We start from the raw sequence: 24,193 nt of genomic DNA, 5'->3' as shown, positions 1-24,193 counted from the left end.
GCCTCCTGTCTTTCCTCGCTGGCTGACATGGGCCATGTATGCAGCGGTGCTGATGACGGCACCGTTACTGTTTAACGGTGGTGCCGAAATTTCACTCTTGTGCCAGATGGGCACATTCATTCTGCTGGGGTTGTCGTACAACATGCTGCTGGGACAGGGCGGCATGCTGTCATTCGGACATGCCGTCTATGCTGGCCTTGGCGCGTTCTGCAGCATGCATGTGTTGAACATGGCAACCAATGGGTTGCCAGTGCCGGTCTCCCTGATTCCTCTGGTAGGCGGCGTGGCCGGCATGTTGTTCGGTGTCTTGTTTGGTTACGTGACGACGCGCAAATCCGGCACCACGTTTGCGATGATCACACTTGGCATCGCAGAGCTGGTATTTGCCAGTGCCTTGATGTTCCCGGGTTTCTTTGGTGGCGAAGGCGGCATCATGGGAGATCGCGTTGTCGGGCAGCCGTTTCTCGGTATCAGCTTTGGTCCGCAGATCGAGGTGTACTACCTGATCGCTGCCTGGTTGTTTGTCTGTACGCTGGCGATGTACGGTTTTACCAGAACGCCCCTGGGACGCATTTTGAACGCGGTGCGCGACAATACGGAACGTGCTGAATTCATCGGCTACGATGCGCGCCTGGTTCGCTATCTGACGTTGATACTGTCGGCCTTCTTTGCCGGGATTGCCGGTGGGCTGACGGCAATCAATTTTGAAATCGTGAGCGCCGAGAATGTCGGTACCTTGCGTTCTGGCGCCATTCTGCTTTTTACATTCATTGGTGGCATCGGCTTCTTTTTTGGCCCGATCATCGGCGCGATCGTCGGCGTTTTCATGACCGTCAGCCTGTCTTCCTTTACGCATGCGTGGCAGCTTTATCTTGGCTTGTTCTTCATCGTTATCGTGATGTGTTTTCCGGGTGGCATCGCCGGACTGCTGATGCAGGCGCTGCCTAGCCGACGCGATCAGTGTGGATGGCAACTGGTGGGTTGCGTTGTTGCCGGCTTGTTGACTGGTATGTCGCTGTTGGCAGGTATCGTTCTCATGGTCGAGATGCTGTACTTTCTTCATCTGGGTACGCCGGGCTCGGCGACGGTCACCATGCATCTGTTGATCTGGGAGATCAATCCTCGAAACGCTTTGCCATGGCTGTCGGCACTGATGCTGCTGGCAACAGGCGTGATGGGCTGGTGGATGCTACGCCGTCACCTGCACATGGTTTCAAACAAGGCCCCGTGCGTAGTGAGAGGGCAACCATGAATCGCCGCGAGCATGCGCCCGTGATCGCGCTGTCGCAGGTCGGCAAACGTTTTGGCAAAACGGTCATTTTGCACGACGTCAGCTTGCAGGTGAACAAGGGAGAGCGGCTGGCGTTGATCGGACCCAATGGTGCAGGAAAGTCGACGCTCTTCAATCTGATCTCCGGACGTCTTGCCATGAGCGACGGCGACATCGAGCTACATGGGCAGAGTATTCGCAACTGCAAGCCGAACCAGATTCATCGACGTGGATTGGCACGCAGTTTTCAGATCACCAGTGTTTTTCCGAAACTCAGCGTGGCGGAAAATCTGCAATGCGCTGTGCTCTGGTCACATGGCTACAAGTATTCCTTCTGGCATCGTGTAAGCAAGTTGCGGGATGTACATATCCGTGTCGATCAGGTCATGGAGGAAATCGGCCTTGCCGCCCGACGTGATGTTGCTGCTGCGGCCCTGAGTTATGCCGAGCAGCGTGCGCTGGAAATCGGCATCACGATTGCCGGTGATGCCGATGTGATTTTGCTGGACGAGCCGACTGCCGGCATGAGTCGTTCTGAATCCGAAGCGGCGATTGCGCTGATCCGCAAGGTCACGACAAACAAGACATTGCTGATGGTTGAGCATGACATGAGCGTGGTGTTTGAACTGGCAGACCGGATCGCCGTGCTGGCAGATGGCGCGCTCCTCGCTTGTGATACGCCCGCTGCCATACGCGCCAATGCGCAAGTACAAAAAGCCTATCTCGGGGCATTGCTCGGAGAGAAAGCATGAGCGATTTGCTGCGCATCACGGATTTGTTTGCAGGGTATGACAACAGCAGTGTCTTGCAAGGGATCAACCTGTCTGTCCGTTCCGGTGAAATCGTGGCGCTGCTCGGGCGGAACGGGGCAGGACGTTCAACACTGGTCAAATCAATCATGGGCCTGATCAAGGCACGTGGCAGTATCCGTTTCCATGATCAGGAGATACTGGGCTGGCCGACGTACAGGATTGCGCGTGCAGGGATTGCCTACGTTGCGGAAAGCCGCGATGTCTTCCCGACGCTTACCGTTGCCCAGAACTTGCAGCTGGGCGAGAAGCGTCGAGGCACATCACGCTGGTCGATGACGGACATGATCAGATTATTTCCGCATCTGGAAAAACGCCTGCAGGTGCCTGCTGGCGTCTTGTCAGGCGGCGAGCAGCAGATGCTGGCGTTGGCACGCGCCATGCTGATTGATCCGGCGTTGCTGATTGTGGATGAGCCAACCGAAGGGTTGGCGCCGCAACTGGTCGAGTTGATTGCCGCTTTTCTGCAGGAAGTGAGAGATCAGGGCACAGCGATTTTGCTGATCGAACAAAAACAGTCGATCGCGCTATCGATCTCGCAGCGCGTGTATCTGATGGGGCATGGACAAATCGTGCACGAGGGTACGCCGGAAAACCTGATTGAGCACGATGTGCTTTGCCGGGAATGGCTGACGATCTGAGCGCCTCGTCAGAGCGCTCATGGAACGACAGATTTCACTCCCGCGAATCTTATAGCCAGTATTCGAAACGGCGTGCAAACCATTCACGCAGACGATCGCTGCTTGGGCGGTTTGCCCATTCTTCTGGCAAGACTTCAATGGAGTTGCGTAGATCTTCCTGAAACGCATCTTCCATGATGCTGCCAAATGCCTGATCCAGCGCGATCAGATTGACCTCCGTATTGTGCAGAAAACTGCGCATGTCCAGATTGGTCGAGCCTACAGTGGACCAGTAACCGTCGATCACCGCGGTTTTTGCATGAAGCACGGATGCCTGCAACTCAAAGATGCGCACGCCGGCCGCAAGCAGCTCCGAGTAGAACGAGCGTCCTGCATACATCACCAGACTGGCGTCGGACATGCCAGGGAATATCAGCTTGACGTCTACGCCACGCTTTGCCGCTCCGGTCAGTGCTTCGATCATCTGTGTGTCCGGAACGAAGTACGAGTTGGTAATGTGAATGGTTTTTTTGGCTTCCTGCATGGCTAGCACATACGCTTTGTAGACTTCGTAATCACTTCCCGGCTCACTCGCAATCACACGGACAATCTTGTTGCCGACGGCCGTCAGAGGAGGGAAGTAGTTGCGTTGCGTCAGATCGTCGTTGCGCTGGCTGGCCCAGGTTTGCATGAACAACCACTGGAAGGATGCAACGGCAGGCCCTTCGACGCGGATATGCGTATCCCGCCAGCCGAGGTCGGTCTTGTTCTTGGAGCGCGCGCCAAACAGCGATCCGGAAGAATATTCGTTGGTGATGTTGATGCCGCCGGTAAAGGCGATCTTGCCGTCGACCACCAGAATCTTGCGATGATCACGATTGTTGAGTTTCCAGCGGCCGAAGCGGGCAAACGGATTGATGGGGTTGAATTCGACCAGCGCGACACCAGCGTCGCGCAAGCGATTGAAAAATTCGGTCGGTGTTTTCATGGAGCCGACGCTGTCGTAAATCACATTGACCTGTACCCCTTCTTTCTGCTTTTCGATCAGCAGATCGGCAAATTCCTTGCCGAGCCCTTCATTACCGAAGATATAGGTTTCCAGATTGACGTGATCCTTGGCTGCGCGGATGGCTGCCATCATGGCTTCCATGGTTTGCGGCCCGTCGATCAGCAGCGTCAGCTCATTGCCCGCGATGAGCGGGCTGCCGGTCGCGGCTTCTTCCAGCGCTGCCAGTCGTGGCACATCAATCTTGTCGCCACGCAGACGTTTGGCCAGCAGGGATTCGGCTTTCTTATCGGGGAGCGCGCCACTGGCAGTCTTGACGGTGGGCGAGCCTTGCGCGTCTAGCGACGTATTCAGGTAGCGCACATCGGGCAAGGACGCACAGCCGCTGATGAGCAGACAAATACCGATTGCCCAGAGATGACGGAGCCATTGAACACGCAGGGCAGAAATCTGTGGGCAAAGCGCTTCGGTCATGTGTTTATCCTGATTATCAGCAGCGGCACGTAGGAAGATACGTTCGATAGACGGCGAGTTGGCCAAGATAACGGCGCATGGCGGGAAGCACAGTCTACAAGTCAATCATAGACAAACTGCAGATAAAAAAGTTGACGTGTGGACAAATTTCTGTTGCCGGATGTGGGGTGGCGCACACTCACGTGACCGGAGAGGGATGTTTTTGCTTGCCGTATAACCCGGCGTGCTCCAACATGTATCGCATCACGGCATTTGCGCACTTGCATGAGGAGAAGGCATGGATAGCTATGGTATTGCTGGCGCCGTTACCGCGATGGCGCAGGAAAGAACAATGTATGCCGTATCGATAACGATGCTGAAGAAAACGCTCGACATGCAGGGTGACACGGCCTTGACGCTGATAGCCGGTGTCACACAAGCACCGGTCGCGCAGAATTTACCTGCCCACCTTGGCAACAACATCGATGTCACCGCCTGACCAGTGAGTGAACTGCTGGTTCACGTGCTTGTCCAAACTCATCACCCATTCTTTAAATGAGTTCTCCTTTGACTGAAACATCGGAATCCATATTGACCTTCTGGTTTGGTACCAGCCATGACGACGCCACGACAGCCAAAGCGCAAGCGTCTCTCTGGTGGTCCAAAAACGAACACACCGATCAGGAAATCCAGCGCCGGTTCGAAAGCAGTACGGAAGCCATGGGGCGGGGCGAACTGGATCACTGGGCCGAATCGCCACGTGGCTTGCTGGCGATGGTGCTGTTGGTGGATCAGTTTCCCCGCAATATGTATCGCAATCTGCCCGAGGCATTTGCCTTCGACACATTGGCATTGCGCTGGACATTGCATGCGCTGGAGCGTGGCATGGATAATCATCTGCTCCCGATCGAACGCGTCTTTCTGTACCTGCCGCTTGAGCATTCCGAATCGCGTGCCGATCAGCAACGCTCGGTCTTTCTTTTCGAGCAGTTGTTGAAGGATGTGCCGACCGAGCACAAGGAGGTATTTTCCGGTTTTCTGGACTACGCTATCCGCCATCGGGATGTGATTGACCGTTTCGGTCGCTTTCCCCATCGCAATCGCATTCTCGCGCGGGAATCGACCGCAGAAGAAGTGGCGTTCTTGAAAGAGCCGGGCTCGTCGTTCTGACTTCTGAACTGCTTTGCATCTTTTATTTATGGTGGCCAAGCGCACGTTGTGCAATGGCGGACCATACGCGATCAAGTGCAAAGCAGACTGCCCACACGATCCATAAGCTCCATAGGTTGTGGCTCAGGAAATGCGCGCCGCGCATCATCTGTATCAATCCCATCAGGCAGCCGAGATACAGACCAAGCAACAGGCCACTGAGTGCCAGCGTCGGCCTTGTGGTGCGTGCCGCGAAATAAATTGCCACCAATGCAAATCCGCCCGAGGCATGACCGCCAGGCCAGCATCGTCCGTCTGTTGATGTAGCGCCGGTCATGTCGAACAAGGGAAACCAGTGTGCTTGACCACCGAATTGCGTGACATCCCATGGACAGGCATGCGGGCTGCCTGACTTCAGGGATTGCACGACATATGCTGTACAGCCGGCAAAGATCACAAATTTAAACAGAATGGATCGCCATTGATAGAGAGGGCGATACCAGAAACTGGCGATGGCCAGTGGCATGCAAGCCAGCCAGAACAGGGTGGTGAGATTCTTGAGCCAGGTGTGGCCATAAGTGGCCAGAATAGGAAGATCGCGTAATGGAAACTCATCCCCTTTGTGATCGAAAAACAGATCTGCCAAAGCAAAATCGATCTTGCCATCACGGCTCAACATGGTCAGCAGGAGGGCACTGATCAACAGAATGGCAATATTCCACAGAATGAAACGATGTTCATCGTGAGGAGCGCTGGTGTCGTCACTCAGCGCAGGAAGCGTAAATCCGGCATGAGCGCGCATGGCATGATCACGAGACATGTGATTTCCTGCAGTCGGTAAAGGCATCCCATGCTGCATCGTAGTAGCGAGACTCGATCTGCAGCATGCCCAGTACGGAGTGGAATAAATGATCTTGCGAGATTGGCTGGCCGGCACGCTGTTGCAGGCAGGCGGTATTGAAGCCAAAGTCCGACATGAAACCGGGCGACATCCACATCACCATCGGTACCTGTTTCTGTTCCTTCGGTGCAATCGAGTACGGCAAACCATGCAGGTAGATACCGTTTTCACCAAGTGACTCGCCATGGTCGGACAGATACAGCATGGCAGTATCGTATTTGCTTTGCGTCTTCAGCCAGTCGATGGTTTGCGCGAGGAAGTGATCGGTGTAGCGTACGCCGTTGTCATAGGTATTGACGATCTCGGCTTGCGAGCATTTGCCAAGGTCCGCCGTATCGCAGGTGGGCGAGAACGAGCGCATGGCGGCAGGATAGCGTTTGAAATAAGCCGGTCCGTGATTGCCAAGCTGATGCAAGACCACAAATAAATTGCCATTCCTGGCCTCGTGAATCTCGCCGTCCATGCCTTCCAGCATGATCTCGTCGAGGCACCGCTCGCCGTCGCACAGTGGCGATACGCGATTGCTTTCGATCTGCCTGAGAGTCAGGCCATCGCATACGCCTTTGCAACCGGACTGGTTGTCACGCCATACGGTTTTGATGCCTGCATGCTCAATGATGTGCAGCAGCGACTCATGCGAGCGGATCTTGTCTTCGTTATAGTCGTGACGGCCAAATGGCGAAAACATGCAGGGAACAGAAACCTCCGTGTTGGTGCCGCATGACGTGGCCTGTGAAAAATTGATGACGTCGCGTTTTGCCAGTTCCGGTGTGGTTTGCCGCTCGTAGCCGTTCAAGCCCCAGTTGGCTGCCCGTGTGGTTTCCCCGACCACTAAAACAAACAGCATCGGTTTGTCGCGTCGCTGCCATGCTGCAGCTAGATGGGCGTCTTCGCTGATCGGCGTGCGTGGACGCGTCGCGGCATTGCTGTCGCTGGCAAGTACGCGTGCAAAGGAAGTCAGGTAGGCGGCCGGCATGATCAGAAAACGCGCTTCCTTCTGATTGCGCATCAATGCCGAGAAATCCTGGAACATCATCATCACGGCAGCAATCGTGAGGATGACTGTGCCGAGAATCGTCAAGGGGCGAATCAACAGGGTACGTTTCCATGGACGTGTCGTGATTCTCACGCGCCATAGCAACAGAGCGGGCAGGCCACCAAACAACAGGATATGCACGAACATGTTCAGCGAAAGCAGTTCGGACGCTTCACGCACATCGGTGCGCAGAATGTTGCGGACCATTTCGCCATTGAAGAAAATGGTGTACCGATCCATGTAGTACGCGGCGGCGGCAGTGGTCAGCAAAAGCAGCGTCAGCAGTGGCTTGGCATTCCAGCGTGCCAGCACGAACAGAAAAATGGCGGTATGTGCTGCCGTCAAGGCGACAAAAAGACAGAGGGCGAACAGCCACGTACCAGCGAGCAGCCAATCCGCCTGCGCCAAGGCGGTGGAAAGGAAAAGATGGTTGGCGGTGAGTGTGAAGAACAGGCTGCTGATGACGGCCAGCCATTCAATCGATAGCGCCGGGCGCTTCTCGAGTAGCCAGAAAGGCCATGTGCCCGGCTGGTGTGAAGAAACGACAGAAGTTGATTTCATGACGTACGCACTTCGTGGAAGAAGTCCGTACGCTATCGGTGACGCCGTTAATGCGGCGTTAAGGCTGGTGAGATGCGGGTGATCCGCGTTTTGTCAGTTTGATCAACGGGGCGTTGTCGCGGCAAACTGCAGGATGAAGCGACTGCCGCCACTGACCGGCGATTCATGGTGAATTTGCCAACCAAGATGATCGGCAACCCGTTTGACGATCGCCAGTCCCAGACCGGAGCCGACATGCTGGCTATCGGCGCCACGTACGAAGCGTGAAAACAGACGTTCACGTACATTTTCCGGCAAGCCCGGGCCATTGTCTTCGATGACGAGTCGATCTTGCGTCAGCTTGATCCGCACGCAGCCTTGTTCGGTGTACTGGCAGGCATTGCGGATCAGATTGCCGATCGCAATGCCTGCCAGCTCGACACGCGCCGGTACCAGCACGTCAGGCGATCCCGTAAATTCGACCGTGACGGGTTTGCCTTCGATCATGGGCCGATAACGCTCGATTTCGCGTTCAATCACATGTGTGATCGGTAATGGCGCGCTGCCGAGCATTTCTGGCGACTGTGATAGCAATAGCAGGGCGCCGACGCGTTCGGATGCTTCGCTGGCAATACGACGGATGCGCGTTGCCACTTCCAGATCATCAGGAGACTGCGCCAGTCGCGTTTCCAGCAATTCCGCTGCGCCGAGCATGATGGTCAGCGGTGTGCGCAGTTCGTGACTGACATCGCCGGTGAACAGTTTTTCATCGGCCAGAAATTGTTGTAACTGTTCGGTGCGCGCTGCAAAAGTACGTGCCAGCATGCCGATTTCGTCCTGCGCATCCAGCGACGGCAATTTGCCCGGCTCTTCATTGCGCGCGACAGCATCCGCCAGCTCGGTTACGGGCGACACGATGCGCCGGGCAAAGGCCATGCCGAGAATGATCGCCAGCAGGATGCTGGCAAGAAAACCGGCACCGATCGACATGAAGATCAGGATTTCCGTGATCTCGAAATCACTGGTGTCATCGGTAATGACAAAAGTTTCATCATTGACCTTGCGGACGATGACGGTGATTTCCTTGCCGTCATGCATGACCTCGTGCAGGCCTTCAGGCAGGTCGCTCAGGTAATCCGGGATGTCGCTGTTGATGAAAAAATTGACCTCTTCCGGATCCGGTGGCCGATTGTTGATGTGCTGATCAATCAGCCGGTCCGCTTCCTTGTCGAGCCTGTGATCAATCAGTTGGGATTCCGATATCTCGACTGCGACATAAGCGACCAGAGAAAAGAAGGAGCACAGCGCAAACGCCATCAGCAGCATGGCGGTCGTGATCCTGCGTTGCAGAGAGAATTTACGTTTCATCATGTACCAGTTTGTAGCCGTTGCCGGGCAAGGTCACCAGCATGGGTTTGACGAAAGGTCTGTCCATTGCCGTGCGCAAGGCATGGATGTGCGTGCGCAGGGCATCGCTGTCGGGTGGATCATCCCCCCAGATTTCGCGTAACAAGGCGTCGCGCGTGATGATGGCAGGTGCCATGCGCATCAGTGCTTCCAGCAATTTGTAGCCGGTGGGTGTCAACGCCAGTACGCGCCCGGCACGTTTTGCCTCGCAGCGACTGAGGTCAAATTGCAAGTCACCGAATTCGAGGATGTGCTCGACGCTTTCATTCCGTGCTCGGCGCACGAGCGCGCGCAAACGCGCTTCGAGTTCAACCAGCGAAAACGGTTTGACCAGGTAATCATCGGCACCGACGTCAAAGCCGACCAGCTTGTCCTTGACCGTATCGCGTGCAGTCAGCATTAAAACGGGCGTTGCCTTGCGGGCTTCCTTGCGCAGTTTGCGGCAGACTTCGACGCCATCAAGGCCGGGCAATTCCAGATCCAGCACGATCACGTCGTAATTGGTATTGCGCGCCAACTCGAGCCCGGCATTGCCGCTGTAAGCGACATCCAGGGTAAATCCCTGTGGCTCGAGAAAGCCGAACAGGTTGGCAACGATATCCGGATTGTCTTCAATAATGAGTGCGTACACAGCATTCCTGCGGCATGGATGATTGCCGCAATTCTAGAGCATGTGGGCGCTCGGCAATCTGCCTGCAAATAAAAAACGCCTGTCGGTGACAGGCGTTTGAAGAGAACGAAAACAGGTCAATGATTCTTTGCGGGCCATGCACGCATTGCAGCATTTGCAATCGCCAGCAGACGATCACGGTTGCCGCCGGTGTCCCGCGCCTGCGAAGACATGCCTTGCATCACGGTGCTGTAAAAGCCGGCCAGTACGCAGGCATTGGTATCCGCTGGTAGCTCCCCGTCGGCGATGGCTTTTTCCAGACGTTCGCGAATGATGGTTTCCACATTGTCACGACGTTCGCTGACCGCTTCCTGCACATGCGAGGCGGAGGCGGAGCAGTTGGTGGCCGATGTGGCAACCAGACAGCCGGGAGGATGGCTGGGGCAGGTCATCTCGACGGCGCTGCTTTGCAGCAGGCGCTCGATCGCATCGCGTGCGGTCGGCGCTTCGTCGAACAGGCAGTGCAGGGTGCTGCAGCGCTGCGAGGAATAGCGTTCAACTGCTTCCAGATAGAGCTTTTCCTTATCGCCAAAGGCGGCATACAGGCTTGGCGGCGTGATACCCATGGCCGACGTCAATTCCTGCAGCGACGCCGCCTCGTATCCATAGCGCCAAAAAACCAGCATGGCGCGTTCCAGCGCCGCTTCGCGATCGAACGACAGAGGGCGTCCGGACTTCTTGCGTGGTTTTTTAGTAACTTCTTCCATTTTCATAGCGATCGTTATTAAATGCCTTGACAGCTTAATCCAAGCTGGCTAAAGTCTCAATCATATTACGTAGTGATTGATACAAAATATCTGAATTGGTTCAATTTCTGCTGCATTTCAACGGTTTCTTGCCGAAATGCAAATGACGTAATCGGCTGCGCAATCCATGCATTCATTATTTGTATATTGGCTTGGCTACAGGGAATTGGGATAACGCTGTAACAGAAGCTGCAATAAGGTCAGGGGCTAAAAATGAAAAAGAGAATATACCAAGTAACCGTACTTGCTGCAGGGTCATTGGCACTTTCCGCCGTTGTGCACAGCGGTCCGGTGCAGGACACCCTCGTTGATGGCGCGATGACAGGCGGTGCACTCTGGGCGACGGCGACCGCGTCGCTTGGCAATATCGGTCAGTTGCTATCCGTTCAGGATTACTGATTGTCCGACCTTTTTCCCGGAACGGTACTGTCCATGCTGCGATGTTGATTTCGTCATCCAGCTGATCTTGCTGGTCAGCCCCTAGCGGCTGGGCAGTCATGACCGGCACGCTCCCTTAACTCACAACCGTTTTTGATCTCGATGCGTTGGCTTGCCACGCGTCAGGGCTTCGTTTTACCTAATTTTTTTGCTTATTCAATCGTTTCGTTATTGTTTAGTAGACAGGAAAATCCATGAAAACCACGACTCTCCGTTTTTCCCGCAGCACGATTGCCATCGCTGTCGGTGCCCTGGTTGTTGCCGGTGCCATTACGTTCTCCTTAGCCGGTCACGCCGAAAAACCGGATGCCGCTGCACCGCAGGCGCCGAGCGTGACCGTTGCTGCCGTGCTCGAGCGTTCCGTGACGGAATGGGATGATTTTTCGGGACGCGTCGAATCCATTGAACGCGTCGAGATTCGTCCGCGCGTCTCCGGCACGATCGAAGCCGTGCATTTCAAGGATGGTCAGCTCGTCAAGAAAGGGGATTTGCTGTTCACCATTGATCAGCGACCTTACAAGGCAGAACTGGCACGTGCCGAAGCAGCACGGGCAGGGGCCCAGGCTCGCGCGGCCCTGGCCAAGACAGAACTGGAGCGCACCAAGCGCCTGATCGAGGATCGTGCTGTTGCACGACGCGAACTCGACGAGCGTGAAAATGCCCAGCAGGAAGCCGACGCCAATCTGAAAGCTGCAGAAGCAGCAGTGCTGACCGCACGTCTGAATCTGCAATACACGGAGATTACCGCGCCGGTTAGCGGTCGCGTTTCGCGTGCCGAGATTACAGTCGGCAATCTGGTGGCCACCGGCGCGACGGCGCCGACACTGACGACGGTCGTCTCCGTGTCACCGGTCTACGTCAATTTTGAAGTCGATGAGCCGACTTACATCCGCTACGCCAGTGGCGGTGCCGTCGGTAATGCCGGTGTCCAGCGTATTCCGGTCGCCATCGGTCTGACCAGCGAAACCGGTTATCCGCGCGAAGGCCATATCCAATCGTTTGACAACCGTCTGGATATCGGTTCCGGCACGATCCGTGTGCGCGCCGTTTTCGATAATGCCGATGGCACGCTGACACCGGGCATGTATGCACGCGTCCGTACTGGTGACGCCAATGCCAAGAATGCCTTGCTGGTTGATGATCGCGCAGTCGGTACCGATCAGGACAAGAAGTACGTGATGGTCGTTGGTGCCGATAACAAGGCCACGTATCGGCAGGTCACTTTGGGACCGATGGTCGAAGGCTTGCGTGTCGTGCGCGATGGCGTGAAAAAGGATGAGCGCATCGTCGTCAATGGCCTGCAACGCATCCGTCCAAACGACGTTGTCGCACCGGAAGTGGTTGCCATGGATGCACGTGTAGCCGGTCTGGGCAAATCCGTATCGGGTCAGCAGGTGGCGACTGCGCAGTAATTCCTCCGACTGCATCGATTTACTGCATCGCTCCATTTAAAAAGAAGAATGTCTTATGAATATCTCGCGATTTTTTATTGACCGCCCCATTTTCGCGGGCGTGTTGTCGGCTCTTATTCTGCTTGGTGGTTTGATTTCCATGCTGAATTTGCCGATCTCCGAATATCCGGAAGTCGTGCCGCCTTCGGTAGTGGTGAAAGCCAACTTCCCGGGCGCCAATCCGCAAACCATTGCGGAAACAGTAGCGACGCCGATTGAAGAACAGATCAACGGTGTCGAAGGCATGTTGTACATGTCGTCGCAGGCAACCTCGGATGGCCTGATGACATTGACCGTGACTTTCAAACTCGGCACGTCGCCGGATCTGGCGCAACAGCTCGTGCAAAACCGCGTGAATCAGGCTTTGCCACGTCTACCAGATGTGGTGCAGCGTTTAGGCGTGACGACGGTCAAGAGTTCACCGGACATGACGATGGTGGTGCACCTGGTGTCGCCAAACGATCGTTACGACATGACGTATCTGCGCAACTACGCCGTGCTGAACGTGAAAGACAACATTGCGCGTCTGCCGGGTGTGGGCTCGGTGCAGTTGTTTGGTGCAGGTGATTATTCGATGCGCGTCTGGCTCGATCCCCGCAAGGTGGCGGAACGTGGTCTGGCCGCAAACGACGTGGTCGAAGCGATCCGCGAGCAGAACGTCAACGTTGCAGCCGGCGTGATCGGTGCATCGCCATCCGTGCCGGGTGTCGACTATCAAATGTCGGTCAATGCACAAGGCCGCCTGAAGACCGAAGACGACTTCCGCGATATCGTCATCCGTACCTCGCCGGACGGCGTGGTGACGCGCTTGCGCGACGTCGCTCGGGTTGAGCTCGGCGCCAGCGAATATGCATTGCGTTCCTTGTTGAACAACAAGCCTGCCGTGGCGATGCCGATCTTCCAGTCGCCGGGTTCCAATGCGCTGGAGATTTCCGACAACGTGCGCAAGCTGATGGCGGAGCTGAAGAAAGACATGCCGGAAGGCGTGGACTACAGCATCGTCTACGACCCGACACAGTTCGTGCGTGCGTCGATCAAGGCGGTTGTGCATACCTTGCTGGAAGCAATTCTGCTGGTCGTGATCGTGGTGATCGTGTTCCTGCAAACCTGGCGTGCATCGATCATTCCCTTGCTGGCGGTGCCGGTCTCGGTGATCGGTACATTCGCCGTGATGATGGGCCTGGGTTTCTCCATCAATGCGCTGAGTCTGTTTGGCTTGGTGCTGGCGATTGGTATTGTGGTCGATGATGCAATCGTGGTGGTAGAGAACGTCGAACGGAATATCGAGGAAGGGCTGTCAGCGCGCGAAGCAACCTACAAGGCGATGCGCGAGGTGTCGGGTCCGATCGTGGCAATTGCGCTGACGCTGTCGGCCGTGTTCGTGCCGCTCGCATTCGTATCCGGTTTGACGGGTCAGTTCTTCAAGCAATTTGCATTGACGATTGCCATCTCGACTGTGATCTCGGCAATCAATTCGCTGACCTTGTCACCAGCCTTGTCGGCCTTGCTGCTCAAAGGACATGGCGCGCCGAAAGACAAGTTCCAGTTGCTGATTGATCGTCTGTTTGGCTGGTTCTTCGTGCGCTTCAACCGCGTGTTCCATCGCGGCTCCACCAAATACGGTGGTGGCGTGCAGGGCATCCTCAAGCGCAAATCGGTTTCGCTGGTGGTCTATGCGGTGCTGATCGGTGCGACGATGTTCCTGTTCCATAAGGTGCCTGCCGGTTTCATTCCGGGTCAGGACAAGCAGTATCTGGTCGGTTTTGCACAGTTGCCGGATGCCGCGTCACTGGATCGCACGGAAGAAGTCATTCGCAACATGTCCGACATTGCGATGAAAACACCCGGCGTTGAATCTGCTGTGGCCTTTCCTGGCCTGTCGATCAACGGCTTCGTCAACAGCCCCAACTCCGGCATCGTGTTCGTCACGCTCAAGCCGTTTGACGAGCGCAAGAGCAAGGAGCTGAGTGGCAACGCGATTGCCCAGCAATTGAACATGCAATACGCGGGCATCAAGGACGCGTTCATTGCGATGTTCCCGCCACCACCTGTGCAGGGTCTGGGGACGATCGGCGGCTTCAAGTTGCAGATTCAGGATCGTTCGGCATTGGGCAAGGAAGCGCTCAACGATGCGTTGAAGGCATTCATGACCAAGGCGTATCAGACACCGGAGCTGGCCGGCATGTTCTCCAGCTATCAGATCAGCGTGCCGCAACTGTATGCGGATCTGGATCGCACACGTGCGCAGCAACTGGGTCTGTCGATCCCGTCTGTATTCGATACCTTGCAGATTTATCTGGGTTCCTTGTACGTCAACGACTTCAACAAGTTTGGACGTACTTTCCAGGTGCGCGTACAGGCCGATGCGCCATTCCGTGCCCATGCTGAAGACATTGGCTTGCTGAAGGCGCGTAACAAGAATGGCGAGATGGTGCCGCTGTCGTCGGTGCTGAAAATGACGCAGAGCTACGGTCCGGATCAGTTCGTGCGTTACAACGGCTTCCCGGCAGCAGACGTCAATGGTGGTCCGGCTCCCGGCTATTCGACTGGTCAGGCGCAGGCCGCGATCGAACGCATTGCCGCAGAGACGCTGCCACGCGGTATCAGCTATGAGTGGACCGAGATCACGTATCAGGACAAGATCGCCGGCGACACGCTGTTCATCATCCTGCCGTTGGCCATGTTGCTGGTGTTCTTCGTGCTCGCTGCGCAATACGAGAGTCTGACCTTGCCATTGGCGGTATTGCTGATCGTGCCGATGGGCTTGTTGTCTGCAATCTTTGGCGTCTGGTTGACGGGTGGCGACAACAACATCTTTACGCAGATCAGTCTGATCGTGCTGGTGGGGCTGGCGTGCAAGAACGCGATTCTGATTGTCGAGTTTGCTCGCGAACTTGAACATCATGGTCGCAGTACCTATGACGCCGCAATCGAGGCAGCACGCCTGCGTCTGCGTCCGATCCTGATGACATCGATTGCATTTATTGCCGGTGTCGTCCCGCTGATCCTGTCATCCGGTGCCGGTGCGGAAATGCGTCATGCGATGGGTGTTGCGGTGTTCTCGGGGATGATCGGCGTGACAGCGTTCGGCCTGTTCCTGACACCAATCTTCTACGTCCTGCTGCGTACGCTGGAAAAGAAATTCACCGGCAGGCATGAACCGGAAGAGGTTGCCTATGGCTCGCATCCGACGCCTGCACTGGTTGAAGCACCACATCATTACGAGGGTTAACATGAAAAGAACAACACTTACCTTGACCACACTGATGGCGGCACTCGTGCTGGCCGGTTGCTCGACCGCACGTCCACCAGAAAATGTGCAACTGGATTTGCCTGCCGGTTACAAGGAGCAGGCAACATTGGATGGCGCATGGAAAGTGGCAGCGCCATCGGATGACAAGGACAAGGGTGCATGGTGGACGGTGTATGGCAACGAAGAGCTTAACAAGCTTGTCGTCGCTGCGACTGAATCCAACCAGAATCTGGCAATGGCATTGGCGCGGGTGAAGGATGCACGCGCGTTAGCCGGCGTGGTGGACGCGGATCGTGGCGTGCAGGTGAATGCCGGCGTCGGCCCGACACGGACAGGTAACGCACAGGGCGCATCGACCACGTATCGTGCACCGCTGTCGTTCTCGTACGAGGTTGATCTGTTCGGACGCTTGTCCGATGCGAGCCGTGCTGCGCGTCTGGATGCACAAGGACAGGAGGCTGCCTATCGTTCCGTGCTTCTGGCCTTGCAGTCGGACGTGGCCCAACTGTATTTCACGATTCGCTCACTCGACTCCGAAATGGATGTGCTGCAGAAAACAATCGAACTTCGTCAGGAAGCGCTGAATCTGGCGCAACGTCGTTACGATGCCGGCGATACCAGCGAGCTTGATGTGGCACAGGCAAAAACGGAATGGGCAACGACCAGTGCAGAACTCGAAGGCGTGACGCGTGAGCGTGCGCAACGTGATCATGCGCTGGCACTGTTGCTTGGCAAGGCACCTGCAGAATTCTCGTTGCCGGTTGCATCGTTCAGCGCACCGATTGTGACGGTGCCAGCCGGTTTGCCATCCGATTTGCTGGAACGTCGTCCCGATATCGCACAGGCGCAGCGGCAGCTTGCTGCATCCAGCGCACGTATCGGTGCGGCCAAGGCGGCGTTCTTTCCGAAACTGGTGCTGACCGGAGCAGCTGGTTATGAGTCGAATGAGTTGCGTGACCTGTTCAAATGGTCGAGCCGTAGCTGGATTCTGGGGCCGGTCGTCGGCACGATGCTGAGCATGCCGATTCTGGATGGCGGGCGTAATCGTTCCAATCTGGCGCGCGCCGATGCCAACTACGAAGGCATGGTGGCGAATTATCGTCAGCAGATCCTGATCGGCTTCCAGGATGTGGAAGACAATCTGTCTGCCTTGCGGACGCTGGACCGTCAGCTGGTTTTTGAAGAGCAGGCGATTGGCTCGGCCCAACTGGCAGCGCGTCTTGCCGATTCGCGTTACCGCAATGGTTCGGCCAGCTACTTTGAAGTCATCGATGCGCAGCGCTCCAGTCTGTCTTCGCAACGTGCGCGCATTCGTAGTGCAGGACAACGTGCGGTGGCATCGGTTGGTCTGATTCGCGCATTGGGCGGTGGCTGGACAACGGACAAGGCTGTTGCACCGCTGGCGCAAAAGTAAGGTCGACAGACAGGACGATCGCCATGCCTATGATTTGAAATCCGTCATGGCGGTCTGCCGCTTCTTTCGCAAGTGATCTTGTGCTGCAAAAGAAGCGCGAACGTGAAATAATCACGTGCCGGCGAGCCCTCTGGGTTTCGCCGGTTTTTCTTTTTGCATGCTGTCTCTCCCGGCAGCCTGTTCCTCTCGAGCATCATGAATAATCATTTTTTCAAAAACGCCCTGGTTCTGGGATTGCTATCTGCCATTGGCCCGTTCGCCATTGACATGTATCTGCCTGCCTTGCCTTCGATTGGTCAAAGTCTGAATGCGCAGATGCCCGCGGTACAGGCCAGTCTGATGGCGTTCTTTATCTCGCTCGCAATTGGACAATTGTTTTATGGTCCGATTTCCGACATGTTCGGGCGCAAGCTGCCGCTGTACTTCGGCCTGGCGCTGTTCGCCGTTTGCAGTGTGGGTTGTGCACTGGCACCGGATATTGAAACGCTGATCGTTCTGCGCTTTCTGCAAGGATTGGGTGCGAGCGCCGGGATGGTGATTCCGCGTGCGATTGTGCGTGACCTGCATACAGGTAACGATGCTGCAAAGCTGATGGCTTTGCTGATGCTGGTATTTAGCGTGTCACCGATTCTGGCACCGCTGGCTGGCAGCTTTCTGATCGAATGGATGGGATGGCGCAGTGTGTTCTGGTCGGTCACGGTGGCAGCCGTGCTTGCGCTGATTCTGCTGGCGACCGGTCAGAAGGAAACACGTCCGGCGCATGAGCGCGCCGGCAGCAGTGTGCGTGGTGCATTGCAGGCTTACTGGCTGCTTTTGCGCGACTGGCGTTTTCTTGGGCTGGTGTTTATCGGTGCGTTTGGTATCTCCAGCTTTTTTGCCTATCTGGCGAACTCGTCTTTCGTACTGATCAACCATTACGGTTTGACGCCAAGGCAGTACAGTATTGCCTTTGCGGCGAATGCTGCCGCGTTTATCGGTGTATCGCAATTGACCGGCAATTTGACGCGACGTTTCGGACTGGTACCGCTCGTCAAATTTGCCGTGCGTGGCTATGCCTTGTTCATGCTGGCATTGCTGGCAATGAACCAGATCGGTATTGAGCGCCTTGATGTCATGCTGGCCATGCTGTTTGTCGGCTTCGGTTTCCTTGGATTGGTGATTCCTACCACGGCGGTATTGGCACTCGAAGAGCATGGTGCGATTGCGGGCACGGCATCGGCCTTGATGGGCACCTTGCAGTTCGTGACCGGCGCCGTCGTCATGGCAGTGGTGGGTTTGTTTGCCGATGGCACGGCAAGCCCGATGGTGGCGGGCATTGCCGGATGTGCCGTGCTGGCAGCACTCGTCTCCCGGCTGACACTGCCACACGTCAAACTGTAGAAATACTGATGACCTTGCCTAGCGAGTCAAGCCTGTCTGCGATTGGGTAATCGCGGCGCGCAATTCACGCAAACGCATTTTGACAATCTGCGCATTTTCGACACCGATGCGTAGCATGATCTTTTGTCCTGCCGATCGGTTTTCCAGGTCGGGGTCAACAAACTGATACACGACTTTTTTCTGCATCAGCTTGGGCGCTTCTAAAGGTTCTGGCGTGGCCAGCAGATGATCGATCGTTTCTACCAGACGATCATTGAAGTATGCGTCAGGGTAACCAAGATCAGCATAGGCACGCTGGAACAGAGGATAGAACTGACGATAGATGGCAGCCAGTCTGTCGATCGAGATGTTCTGCACAATCAGCATGTAGTTGCTGTAACGCTCGGCATTGATTGGCGAGATGATCATGTTCTCGTCTTCGCCTGCAGTTTCCATCCATGTGCCGGCGGGTTGCACGGGCCAGAGTTTGGACGAGGCTTCACGGCGCGGCAGATTATCAACTGTCGTGACGATACGCCGGACGATTTCTTCCGGCACAAAGAGAGCGCGCCACAAGTCGGTGCCCAGCAGCGCTTTTAGCGGAGGCGTGATCAAGGCGTCGCTTTCCTTGACTGCAGGCAGAGGTGCTTCAGATGGCGGTGAGTCGATTGGATGCTGAATGGGCTGAGGCACATCCAATGCTGGTGGTGCTGTTTCCGCGGAGGCGAGTTCTTCCGGTGCGACAGGCGTATCTTCCTGGCGTGCAGCAACGGGGTCAGGCGTATTTTTCTGTGCCCAGTAATAATAAGCAGCGCCGATTGCGGCGATAACGACAAGGATGATGAGGATGCGTGCGGCGAGTTTCAATATCGACTCCTGATTGTTGAAGGCGTGTCAGCGCCTGCGGAATGTTCCGCTGCGATGCAAGGAGGTGGGGGAGTGATCAGTGTACCGCAGGCTGCTGATGCAGGTTGGACGTGGAATCAGTCTTGTCCTTGGAGAAACAAGTCAGAAGGTGTTACGACTGATCACGGTAAATCAGTTCAGGCGTAATCTGGTCAATGGTGGCGACGCCGCTTAATGCCATGGCGACTTCCAGCTCGTCACGCAACAGACGCAATACATGGGCTACGCCCACCGCACCGGCATTGGCGAGGCCATAGATATAGGGTCGGCCAATCAACACAGCCGTTGCACCGAGCGCCAATGCTTTCAGCACATCGGTTCCACGCCGGATCCCGCCATCGACCAGAACAGGCAAATGATCCGCAGCATCCACGATACGGGCAAGCACGTTTGCGGTGGCCGGTACCGTGTCGAGCGTGCGGCCACCGTGGTTGGATACGATGATGCCATCCAGACCCAGTTCGACCGCCAGTCGGGCATCGCCCTCATGCAAGACGCCTTTGATCAGGATAGGGAGATGGGTGACGGATTTCAGCCAGACCAGATCGGGCCAGCCAGGTGCGGCAAGCAGCAGATCGTCAAACAATGCGCTTTGTCCCGCATTGAGTGGACGATTGCGATGATACTGTCCTGCCAGATGCACGGCAGAGACATCGTCAGGAAGACGAAAACCGGTACGGCGTTCGCGATCCCGCACGCCACTGACTGACGCATCGACGGTGACAACCAGTCCTTCGTATCCGGCTGCTTCCGCCTGCTTGACCATATCGACGACAAAACCACGGTCATAGTGCAGATAGAGCTGCAACCACATCGGACCACGCCCGGGTTCCGCATGGACCGCCTGTGCAATCGTTTGCATGGTTGTGCTGGTTTGCATGCTGAGGACAAAACCTGCACCTTGCGCGGCCGCGGCATAGGCACTGGCCAGTTCACCATCGGTATGCACCATGCGCTGGTAGGCGACCGGCGCGAGCAGAATAGGGTGGGCCAGTGTTTTTCCCAGCAGGGAAAGTCGCGTATGTCCGCCCGTCATCGGACGTAGTACGCGCGGATGCAAACGCAGATCAGTCCATGCCTGCCGGTTGTGATGCAGCGTGTGCTCGTCTGCGGCGCCGCCACTGAAATAGGCCCAGGCCACGTCATCCAGGCGCTTCTGCGCTTGCTGTTCGTGGTCTTCCAGGTTGGTCAGCCCGTGCGGGAGCGATTCGAGTTTGGCTGTCATGGGGTGCGTGCCTGTGCGTCGTCGTTCAGGTATCGGACCATTGTCGCAGCAGGTTGTGATAGACGCCACTTAGTTTCAATGGAGCGGGATGGTCGGGAACATCGACGACCAGCTGCTGAATCGATGTATCGAGTTCAAACAGCATGGTGCGCTGTGTATCGTCTCGCACCAGACTTTGCACCCAGAAAAAACAGGCGAGTCGAACGCCACGGGTGACCGGACGCACATGGTGCAGACTGGTGCCCGGGTACAGAATCATATCGCCAGCGTTCAGTTTGGTCGCGCGCTCGCCATAGGTGTCGTTGACCACCAGTTCGCCGCCATCGTAACTATCCGGATCGGATAAAAAGAGCGTTGCCGAAATGTCTGTCCGTATCCGATGAGGTGTCCCGGCAATGCTGCGGATGGCGCCATCCACATGATCCCCATACGTGCCGCCGCTTTCATAGCGGTTGAACATCGGTGGCACCACCTTTAATGGCAGCGCTGCCGACATGAACAGCGGATTGCGGCCGAGTGCTTCCAGTACAAAGTTGGAAAGCTGCGTGCCGACCGGATTGTCATGCGCCAGTTGCTGATTGTTCTTCGCCTTGGCTGCCATGTGGCCGGCAGTCTGCCGTCCGTCTTCCCAAGTCTGTTCCGACAAAGCTGTTTGAAACTGTCTCAGTTGATCCGGCGAGAGAAAGCCGGGGATCTGCAACATCATGATGAGCGCCCTTTAGATATGCGAAGCCGTCGGAACGAGGGTAGAAGTAGAGCAGAAGTTGTAAAAAGTGGACATTTTAGCCAGTTTAATAAGCTAAAACTTACGGATGTGAAATTAATGTTAAAAAAACGTTATAAATTTATTAGAAATATTAATGAGAAGTATTACTATTCGTTTCGATGTTAGTCATCAATCGAATTAGTCAAAATTGAATAAGGGACATGCATGAAAGCCGTTCACGTTTTCCGATTAACGCCGGTTGCGTTTGCAATCATCTCGATGGGCGCGCATGCCCAGACCACGCCTGCGAATCAAACCACCTTGCCCGCCGTACAAGTGTCCGCGGATCAAGAGCGTCAATCGTCGCCGAAAGCAACCGCACCTTTGGTCGATACCCCGCAAACGGTTCAGGTCATCACGAAAGAAGTCTTCAATGAACAGGGTGCACGCAACCTAACAGAAATCCTGCGCAACACGACAGGCATTACCTTCAACGGCGGCGAGAACGGGTTTGCGACGAGTTCTGCCAACTTCAGCCTGCGCGGCTTCGATACCAGCGGCAGCATTTTCGTGGATGGTTTCCGTGATTCCAATAGCTACAACCGTGATGCTTTCAATCTGGAACAAGTGGAAGTGATCAAAGGACCCGCAGCAGATAACGGTCGCGGCACAGCAGGTGGTTATGTAAATCTGGAAACCAAATCGCCAAAGATGCAGAACTTTGCGACTGGTACCGCAAGTTTCGGATGGGATAATTACCAGTCAGACAATCGTCAGCGTATTACAGCCGATATCAATCGCGTAGTCGGTGATACCACAGCTGTTCGCCTGAATTTGTTGACGGAAGACAGTGGCGTTGCTGGCCGCCAGCATGCCCAAGCCAAATCGCTCGGTATTGCACCCTCGGTGGCATTCGGCGTTGGTACGCCAACGACGGTGACGCTGTCATATCAACACGTCACGCAAAAAGATCGTCCAGACTTCGGTGTGCCGGGTCAGATTGCCCGTGGCATGCAAGCATACAATCCGGCATTTTCCGGGGTGAGCCGCGATAATTTCTACGGGCTCACGACTGACTACGATGACACAAAGACGGATTCTTTCCTTGCCAAGGTTGAGCATCGCATTTCCTCTAATGTCATTTTGAGCAATCACACGCGCTGGGTACGCACGGATCGTGATGCTCGCTTCATGGTGTTCGGTAATCCGGCTGTCACGCCAGGAACCGAGAACGTGGTGACGCAACGCGCAGGCTATCAGCGCAAAAATCACGCAATCGCCAACAACACCAATGTTTCGGTCAAGCTTGATCAGGGCGGCCTGAAACACAACATGGCGTTCGGTTTGGAACTCTCGCGCGAAGAGGCGGATGCAACGGGTTTTGGCAATCCGGCTTCGGGGCCAACCAATATCTTCAATCCGAATCCTGGTCGTTCCAATCCGATTCTTGCGCCAACACAGGTGTCGAATGTAAAGGTCGATACAGCGGCGTTGTATGGTTATGACACCATCGAGATCAATCCACGCTGGCAAGTCACGGGTGGTCTGCGTGCTGAACACTACAAGGTCAGAATCGGTAGTTCGCTTGGTACGAGTCACTGGCTACGATGTCACCGAAACGACATTTGGCGGCAAGGTTGGTGTGGTTTTCAAGCCAGCATCGAACGGCAGCATTTATGCTTCCTTTGGTCAGTCGGCATTGCCACCTGGCTCCTTCCTCGCCAACTCGGATATTTCTCGTAGCAACGATCAGGCTTTCCCTGGGCTGACGGGCCAGAACAATCAGGGTTCCAAGGTGCAAAAAGCCGAGAACTTTGAGATTGGTACCAAGTGGAATCTGTTCGATAACCGACTGTCAACGACGGCTGCCGTCTTCCGCACTGAACGTAGCAACATTGGTATGGGCACCACCTCTGTTGTCGGCTACGGCAAGCAGATCGTGGAAGGCATTGAACTGGGTGCCTCGGGTTCCATCACCAGGGCATGGAACATTTCGGCCGGTTTGACCTTGATGGATAGCAAACGCAAGCATAGTGCTGCTGTGGATGCGGCAATTGCAGGTGGCGGTGGCGGTGCGGATTATGGTGGTGCGACGACGACGAACGGTGATGAACTGGCTTTCACGCCGAAAATTGCTGCCAACCTGTGGACGACGTATCGCGTGTTGCCTGATCTGACCGTCGGTGGTGGCGTGCAGCATCTTGGCACTACCTATGTTGGGCGTCCTGATACCGCAGACCGTGTGATCAAAAATGGCGTCTACGGCAAGACCCCGAGTTACACCGTGCTGAACCTGATGGCGGCGTATCAGGTAAGCCCCAAACTGACATTGCGCTTCAATATCGATAATGCGACCGACGAAGAGTATGTGGCAGGATCGAGCTGGAACGGGCAACGGGTCATGCTTGGTGCACCGCGTACATTCCTGGTCAGTGCAGACATGAAATTCTGATGCGAAGTTAAACGTGGCATCCTGAAAAGCCTCTTCTTAGAAGAGGCTTTTTTTTCTCGGCCCAATTTTCCGGTGCGCTATAAGACCAGTAGCTTGGCGCGCGCGATCGCTTCAGTTTCCAGCTGACGAATTGTCAGACCTTCCGCATCGGTTTCCGAAATGGCAATGGTAAAGACAGCGTAGTCCGTCTTGCGCGTCGCCTCATCCTCTTCATAGAAGGTGGCACTGAGTTTGATGAGATAACCGGGCGTGAGTAAATCATGCTCGATGGAAATGAGTTCCAGCTTCATATTGTCTTTCTCGATTTTGATCGTCAACTGGCGAATTGAAAACGCCAGTATTGTTAAGACACACCCGTGACCGTGGTCGTTCCATTGGCGAG

General features: G+C 55.5%; 22 protein-coding genes. 12 read left to right on the top strand and 10 right to left on the bottom strand.

Annotated features, from left to right (window positions below; all coding sequences use genetic code 11):
• Positions 1–34 precede the first annotated feature (34 nt).
• Genes IEV29_RS04205 through IEV29_RS04195 form a run of 3 tightly spaced genes read left to right on the top strand, consistent with a single transcriptional unit; the run spans position 35 to position 2,720 of the window.
• Positions 35–1,252, top strand: coding sequence for a branched-chain amino acid ABC transporter permease (locus IEV29_RS04205; protein WP_188381068.1), 1,218 nt, complete (start codon positions 35–37; stop codon positions 1,250–1,252).
• Positions 1,249–2,022: an ABC transporter ATP-binding protein gene (locus tag IEV29_RS04200; RefSeq protein WP_188379996.1), complete on the top strand. Its 774-nt coding sequence runs from the start codon at positions 1,249–1,251 to the stop codon at positions 2,020–2,022. The genes IEV29_RS04205 and IEV29_RS04200 overlap by 4 nt, the downstream gene beginning before the upstream one ends.
• On the top strand, positions 2,019–2,720 hold the full coding sequence (locus tag IEV29_RS04195) for an ABC transporter ATP-binding protein (protein WP_188379995.1): 702 nt from the start codon (positions 2,019–2,021) through the stop codon (positions 2,718–2,720). The genes IEV29_RS04200 and IEV29_RS04195 overlap by 4 nt, the downstream gene beginning before the upstream one ends.
• A 49-nt stretch (positions 2,721–2,769) precedes the next feature.
• On the opposite strand, the gene cls is transcribed toward IEV29_RS04195, so the two are convergent.
• Positions 2,770–4,179, bottom strand: coding sequence for a cardiolipin synthase (gene cls, locus IEV29_RS04190; protein WP_188379994.1), 1,410 nt, complete (start codon positions 4,177–4,179; stop codon positions 2,770–2,772).
• A gap of 277 nt (positions 4,180–4,456) precedes the next feature.
• Between cls and IEV29_RS04185 the strand changes: the two genes are divergently transcribed.
• Together IEV29_RS04185 and IEV29_RS04180 are read left to right on the top strand one after the other, a co-directional pair.
• A complete protein-coding gene (locus IEV29_RS04185; protein WP_188379993.1) occupies positions 4,457–4,657 on the top strand; it encodes a YjfB family protein in 201 nt (66 codons plus the stop codon).
• A gap of 56 nt (positions 4,658–4,713) precedes the next feature.
• Positions 4,714–5,328 (top strand): DUF924 family protein, encoded by a 615-nt coding sequence (locus IEV29_RS04180; protein ID WP_188379992.1) that lies wholly within the window; start codon positions 4,714–4,716, stop codon positions 5,326–5,328.
• Between the two features lie 22 nt (positions 5,329–5,350).
• Here the strand turns inward: IEV29_RS04180 and IEV29_RS04175 are convergent, their stop codons facing one another.
• The 5 genes from IEV29_RS04175 to IEV29_RS04155 form a co-directional block, all read right to left on the bottom strand.
• The gene (locus IEV29_RS04175) at positions 5,351–6,127 is read right to left on the bottom strand and encodes a phosphatase PAP2 family protein (RefSeq protein ID WP_229726226.1); all 777 of its coding nucleotides are present in this window, start codon (positions 6,125–6,127) and stop codon (positions 5,351–5,353) included.
• Entirely contained in the window at positions 6,117–7,805 is a 1,689-nt protein-coding gene (locus tag IEV29_RS04170) for a phosphoethanolamine transferase (RefSeq protein ID WP_188379991.1), read from the bottom strand. The genes IEV29_RS04175 and IEV29_RS04170 overlap by 11 nt, the downstream gene beginning before the upstream one ends.
• A 102-nt stretch (positions 7,806–7,907) precedes the next feature.
• A complete protein-coding gene (locus IEV29_RS04165) occupies positions 7,908–9,155 on the bottom strand; it encodes a sensor histidine kinase (RefSeq protein ID WP_229726225.1) in 1,248 nt (415 codons plus the stop codon).
• Positions 9,142–9,822, bottom strand: a complete 681-nt coding sequence (locus IEV29_RS04160) for a response regulator transcription factor (protein WP_188379989.1) — start codon at positions 9,820–9,822, stop codon at positions 9,142–9,144. Before IEV29_RS04160 ends, IEV29_RS04165 begins: the two co-directional genes overlap by 14 nt.
• Positions 9,823–9,938: 116 nt before the next feature.
• On the bottom strand, positions 9,939–10,568 hold the full coding sequence (locus IEV29_RS04155) for a TetR/AcrR family transcriptional regulator (RefSeq protein ID WP_188379988.1): 630 nt from the start codon (positions 10,566–10,568) through the stop codon (positions 9,939–9,941).
• Positions 10,569–10,820: 252 nt separating this feature from the next.
• Between IEV29_RS04155 and IEV29_RS04150 the strand changes: the two genes are divergently transcribed.
• The 5 genes from IEV29_RS04150 to IEV29_RS04130 all read left to right on the top strand — a co-directional run bounded on the left by IEV29_RS04150 (position 10,821) and on the right by IEV29_RS04130 (position 18,543).
• Positions 10,821–11,006, top strand: a complete 186-nt coding sequence (locus IEV29_RS04150) for a hypothetical protein (RefSeq protein WP_188379987.1) — start codon at positions 10,821–10,823, stop codon at positions 11,004–11,006.
• Between the two features lie 233 nt (positions 11,007–11,239).
• Positions 11,240–12,457 carry an efflux RND transporter periplasmic adaptor subunit gene (locus IEV29_RS04145; protein WP_188379986.1) on the top strand — a complete coding sequence of 406 codons (1,218 nt, stop codon included), beginning with the start codon at positions 11,240–11,242 and terminating at the stop codon, positions 12,455–12,457.
• Positions 12,458–12,512: 55 nt separating this feature from the next.
• Positions 12,513–15,728 carry an efflux RND transporter permease subunit gene (locus IEV29_RS04140; protein ID WP_188379985.1) on the top strand — a complete coding sequence of 1,072 codons (3,216 nt, stop codon included), beginning with the start codon at positions 12,513–12,515 and terminating at the stop codon, positions 15,726–15,728.
• A 1-nt stretch (position 15,729) separates the two neighbouring features.
• Entirely contained in the window at positions 15,730–17,163 is a 1,434-nt protein-coding gene (locus IEV29_RS04135) for an efflux transporter outer membrane subunit (RefSeq protein ID WP_188379984.1), read from the top strand.
• A 195-nt stretch (positions 17,164–17,358) separates the two neighbouring features.
• Positions 17,359–18,543, top strand: a complete 1,185-nt coding sequence (locus IEV29_RS04130) for a multidrug effflux MFS transporter (RefSeq protein WP_188379983.1) — start codon at positions 17,359–17,361, stop codon at positions 18,541–18,543.
• A gap of 18 nt (positions 18,544–18,561) precedes the next feature.
• On the opposite strand, the gene IEV29_RS04125 is transcribed toward IEV29_RS04130, so the two are convergent.
• The 3 genes from IEV29_RS04125 to IEV29_RS04115 form a co-directional block, all read right to left on the bottom strand.
• Positions 18,562–19,389, bottom strand: a complete 828-nt coding sequence (locus IEV29_RS04125) for a DUF3014 domain-containing protein (RefSeq protein ID WP_188379982.1) — start codon at positions 19,387–19,389, stop codon at positions 18,562–18,564.
• Between the two features lie 151 nt (positions 19,390–19,540).
• Positions 19,541–20,653: an alpha-hydroxy acid oxidase gene (locus IEV29_RS04120; RefSeq protein WP_188379981.1), complete on the bottom strand. Its 1,113-nt coding sequence runs from the start codon at positions 20,651–20,653 to the stop codon at positions 19,541–19,543.
• Between the two features lie 25 nt (positions 20,654–20,678).
• Entirely contained in the window at positions 20,679–21,359 is a 681-nt protein-coding gene (locus tag IEV29_RS04115; RefSeq protein ID WP_188379980.1) for a Fe2+-dependent dioxygenase, read from the bottom strand.
• Between the two features lie 225 nt (positions 21,360–21,584).
• On the opposite strand from IEV29_RS04115, the gene IEV29_RS04110 reads away from it, so the two are divergent.
• The gene (locus IEV29_RS04110; protein WP_229726224.1) at positions 21,585–23,102 is read left to right on the top strand and encodes a TonB-dependent receptor; all 1,518 of its coding nucleotides are present in this window, start codon (positions 21,585–21,587) and stop codon (positions 23,100–23,102) included.
• Positions 23,002–23,811, top strand: coding sequence for a TonB-dependent receptor (locus tag IEV29_RS16130; RefSeq protein ID WP_229726222.1), 810 nt, complete (start codon positions 23,002–23,004; stop codon positions 23,809–23,811). The genes IEV29_RS04110 and IEV29_RS16130 overlap by 101 nt, the downstream gene beginning before the upstream one ends.
• Positions 23,812–23,888: 77 nt before the next feature.
• On the opposite strand, the gene IEV29_RS04105 is transcribed toward IEV29_RS16130, so the two are convergent.
• Positions 23,889–24,101: a hypothetical protein gene (locus IEV29_RS04105; RefSeq protein ID WP_188379979.1), complete on the bottom strand. Its 213-nt coding sequence runs from the start codon at positions 24,099–24,101 to the stop codon at positions 23,889–23,891.
• Positions 24,102–24,193: the final 92 nt, after the last annotated feature.

The sequence above is a fragment of the Oxalicibacterium faecigallinarum genome, from assembly GCF_014635705.1.
Classification (GTDB): domain Bacteria; phylum Pseudomonadota; class Gammaproteobacteria; order Burkholderiales; family Burkholderiaceae_D; genus Oxalicibacterium; species Oxalicibacterium faecigallinarum.
Note: the sequence above shows the minus strand (reverse complement) of the source record. Positions and strands in the feature narration are given on the sequence as shown.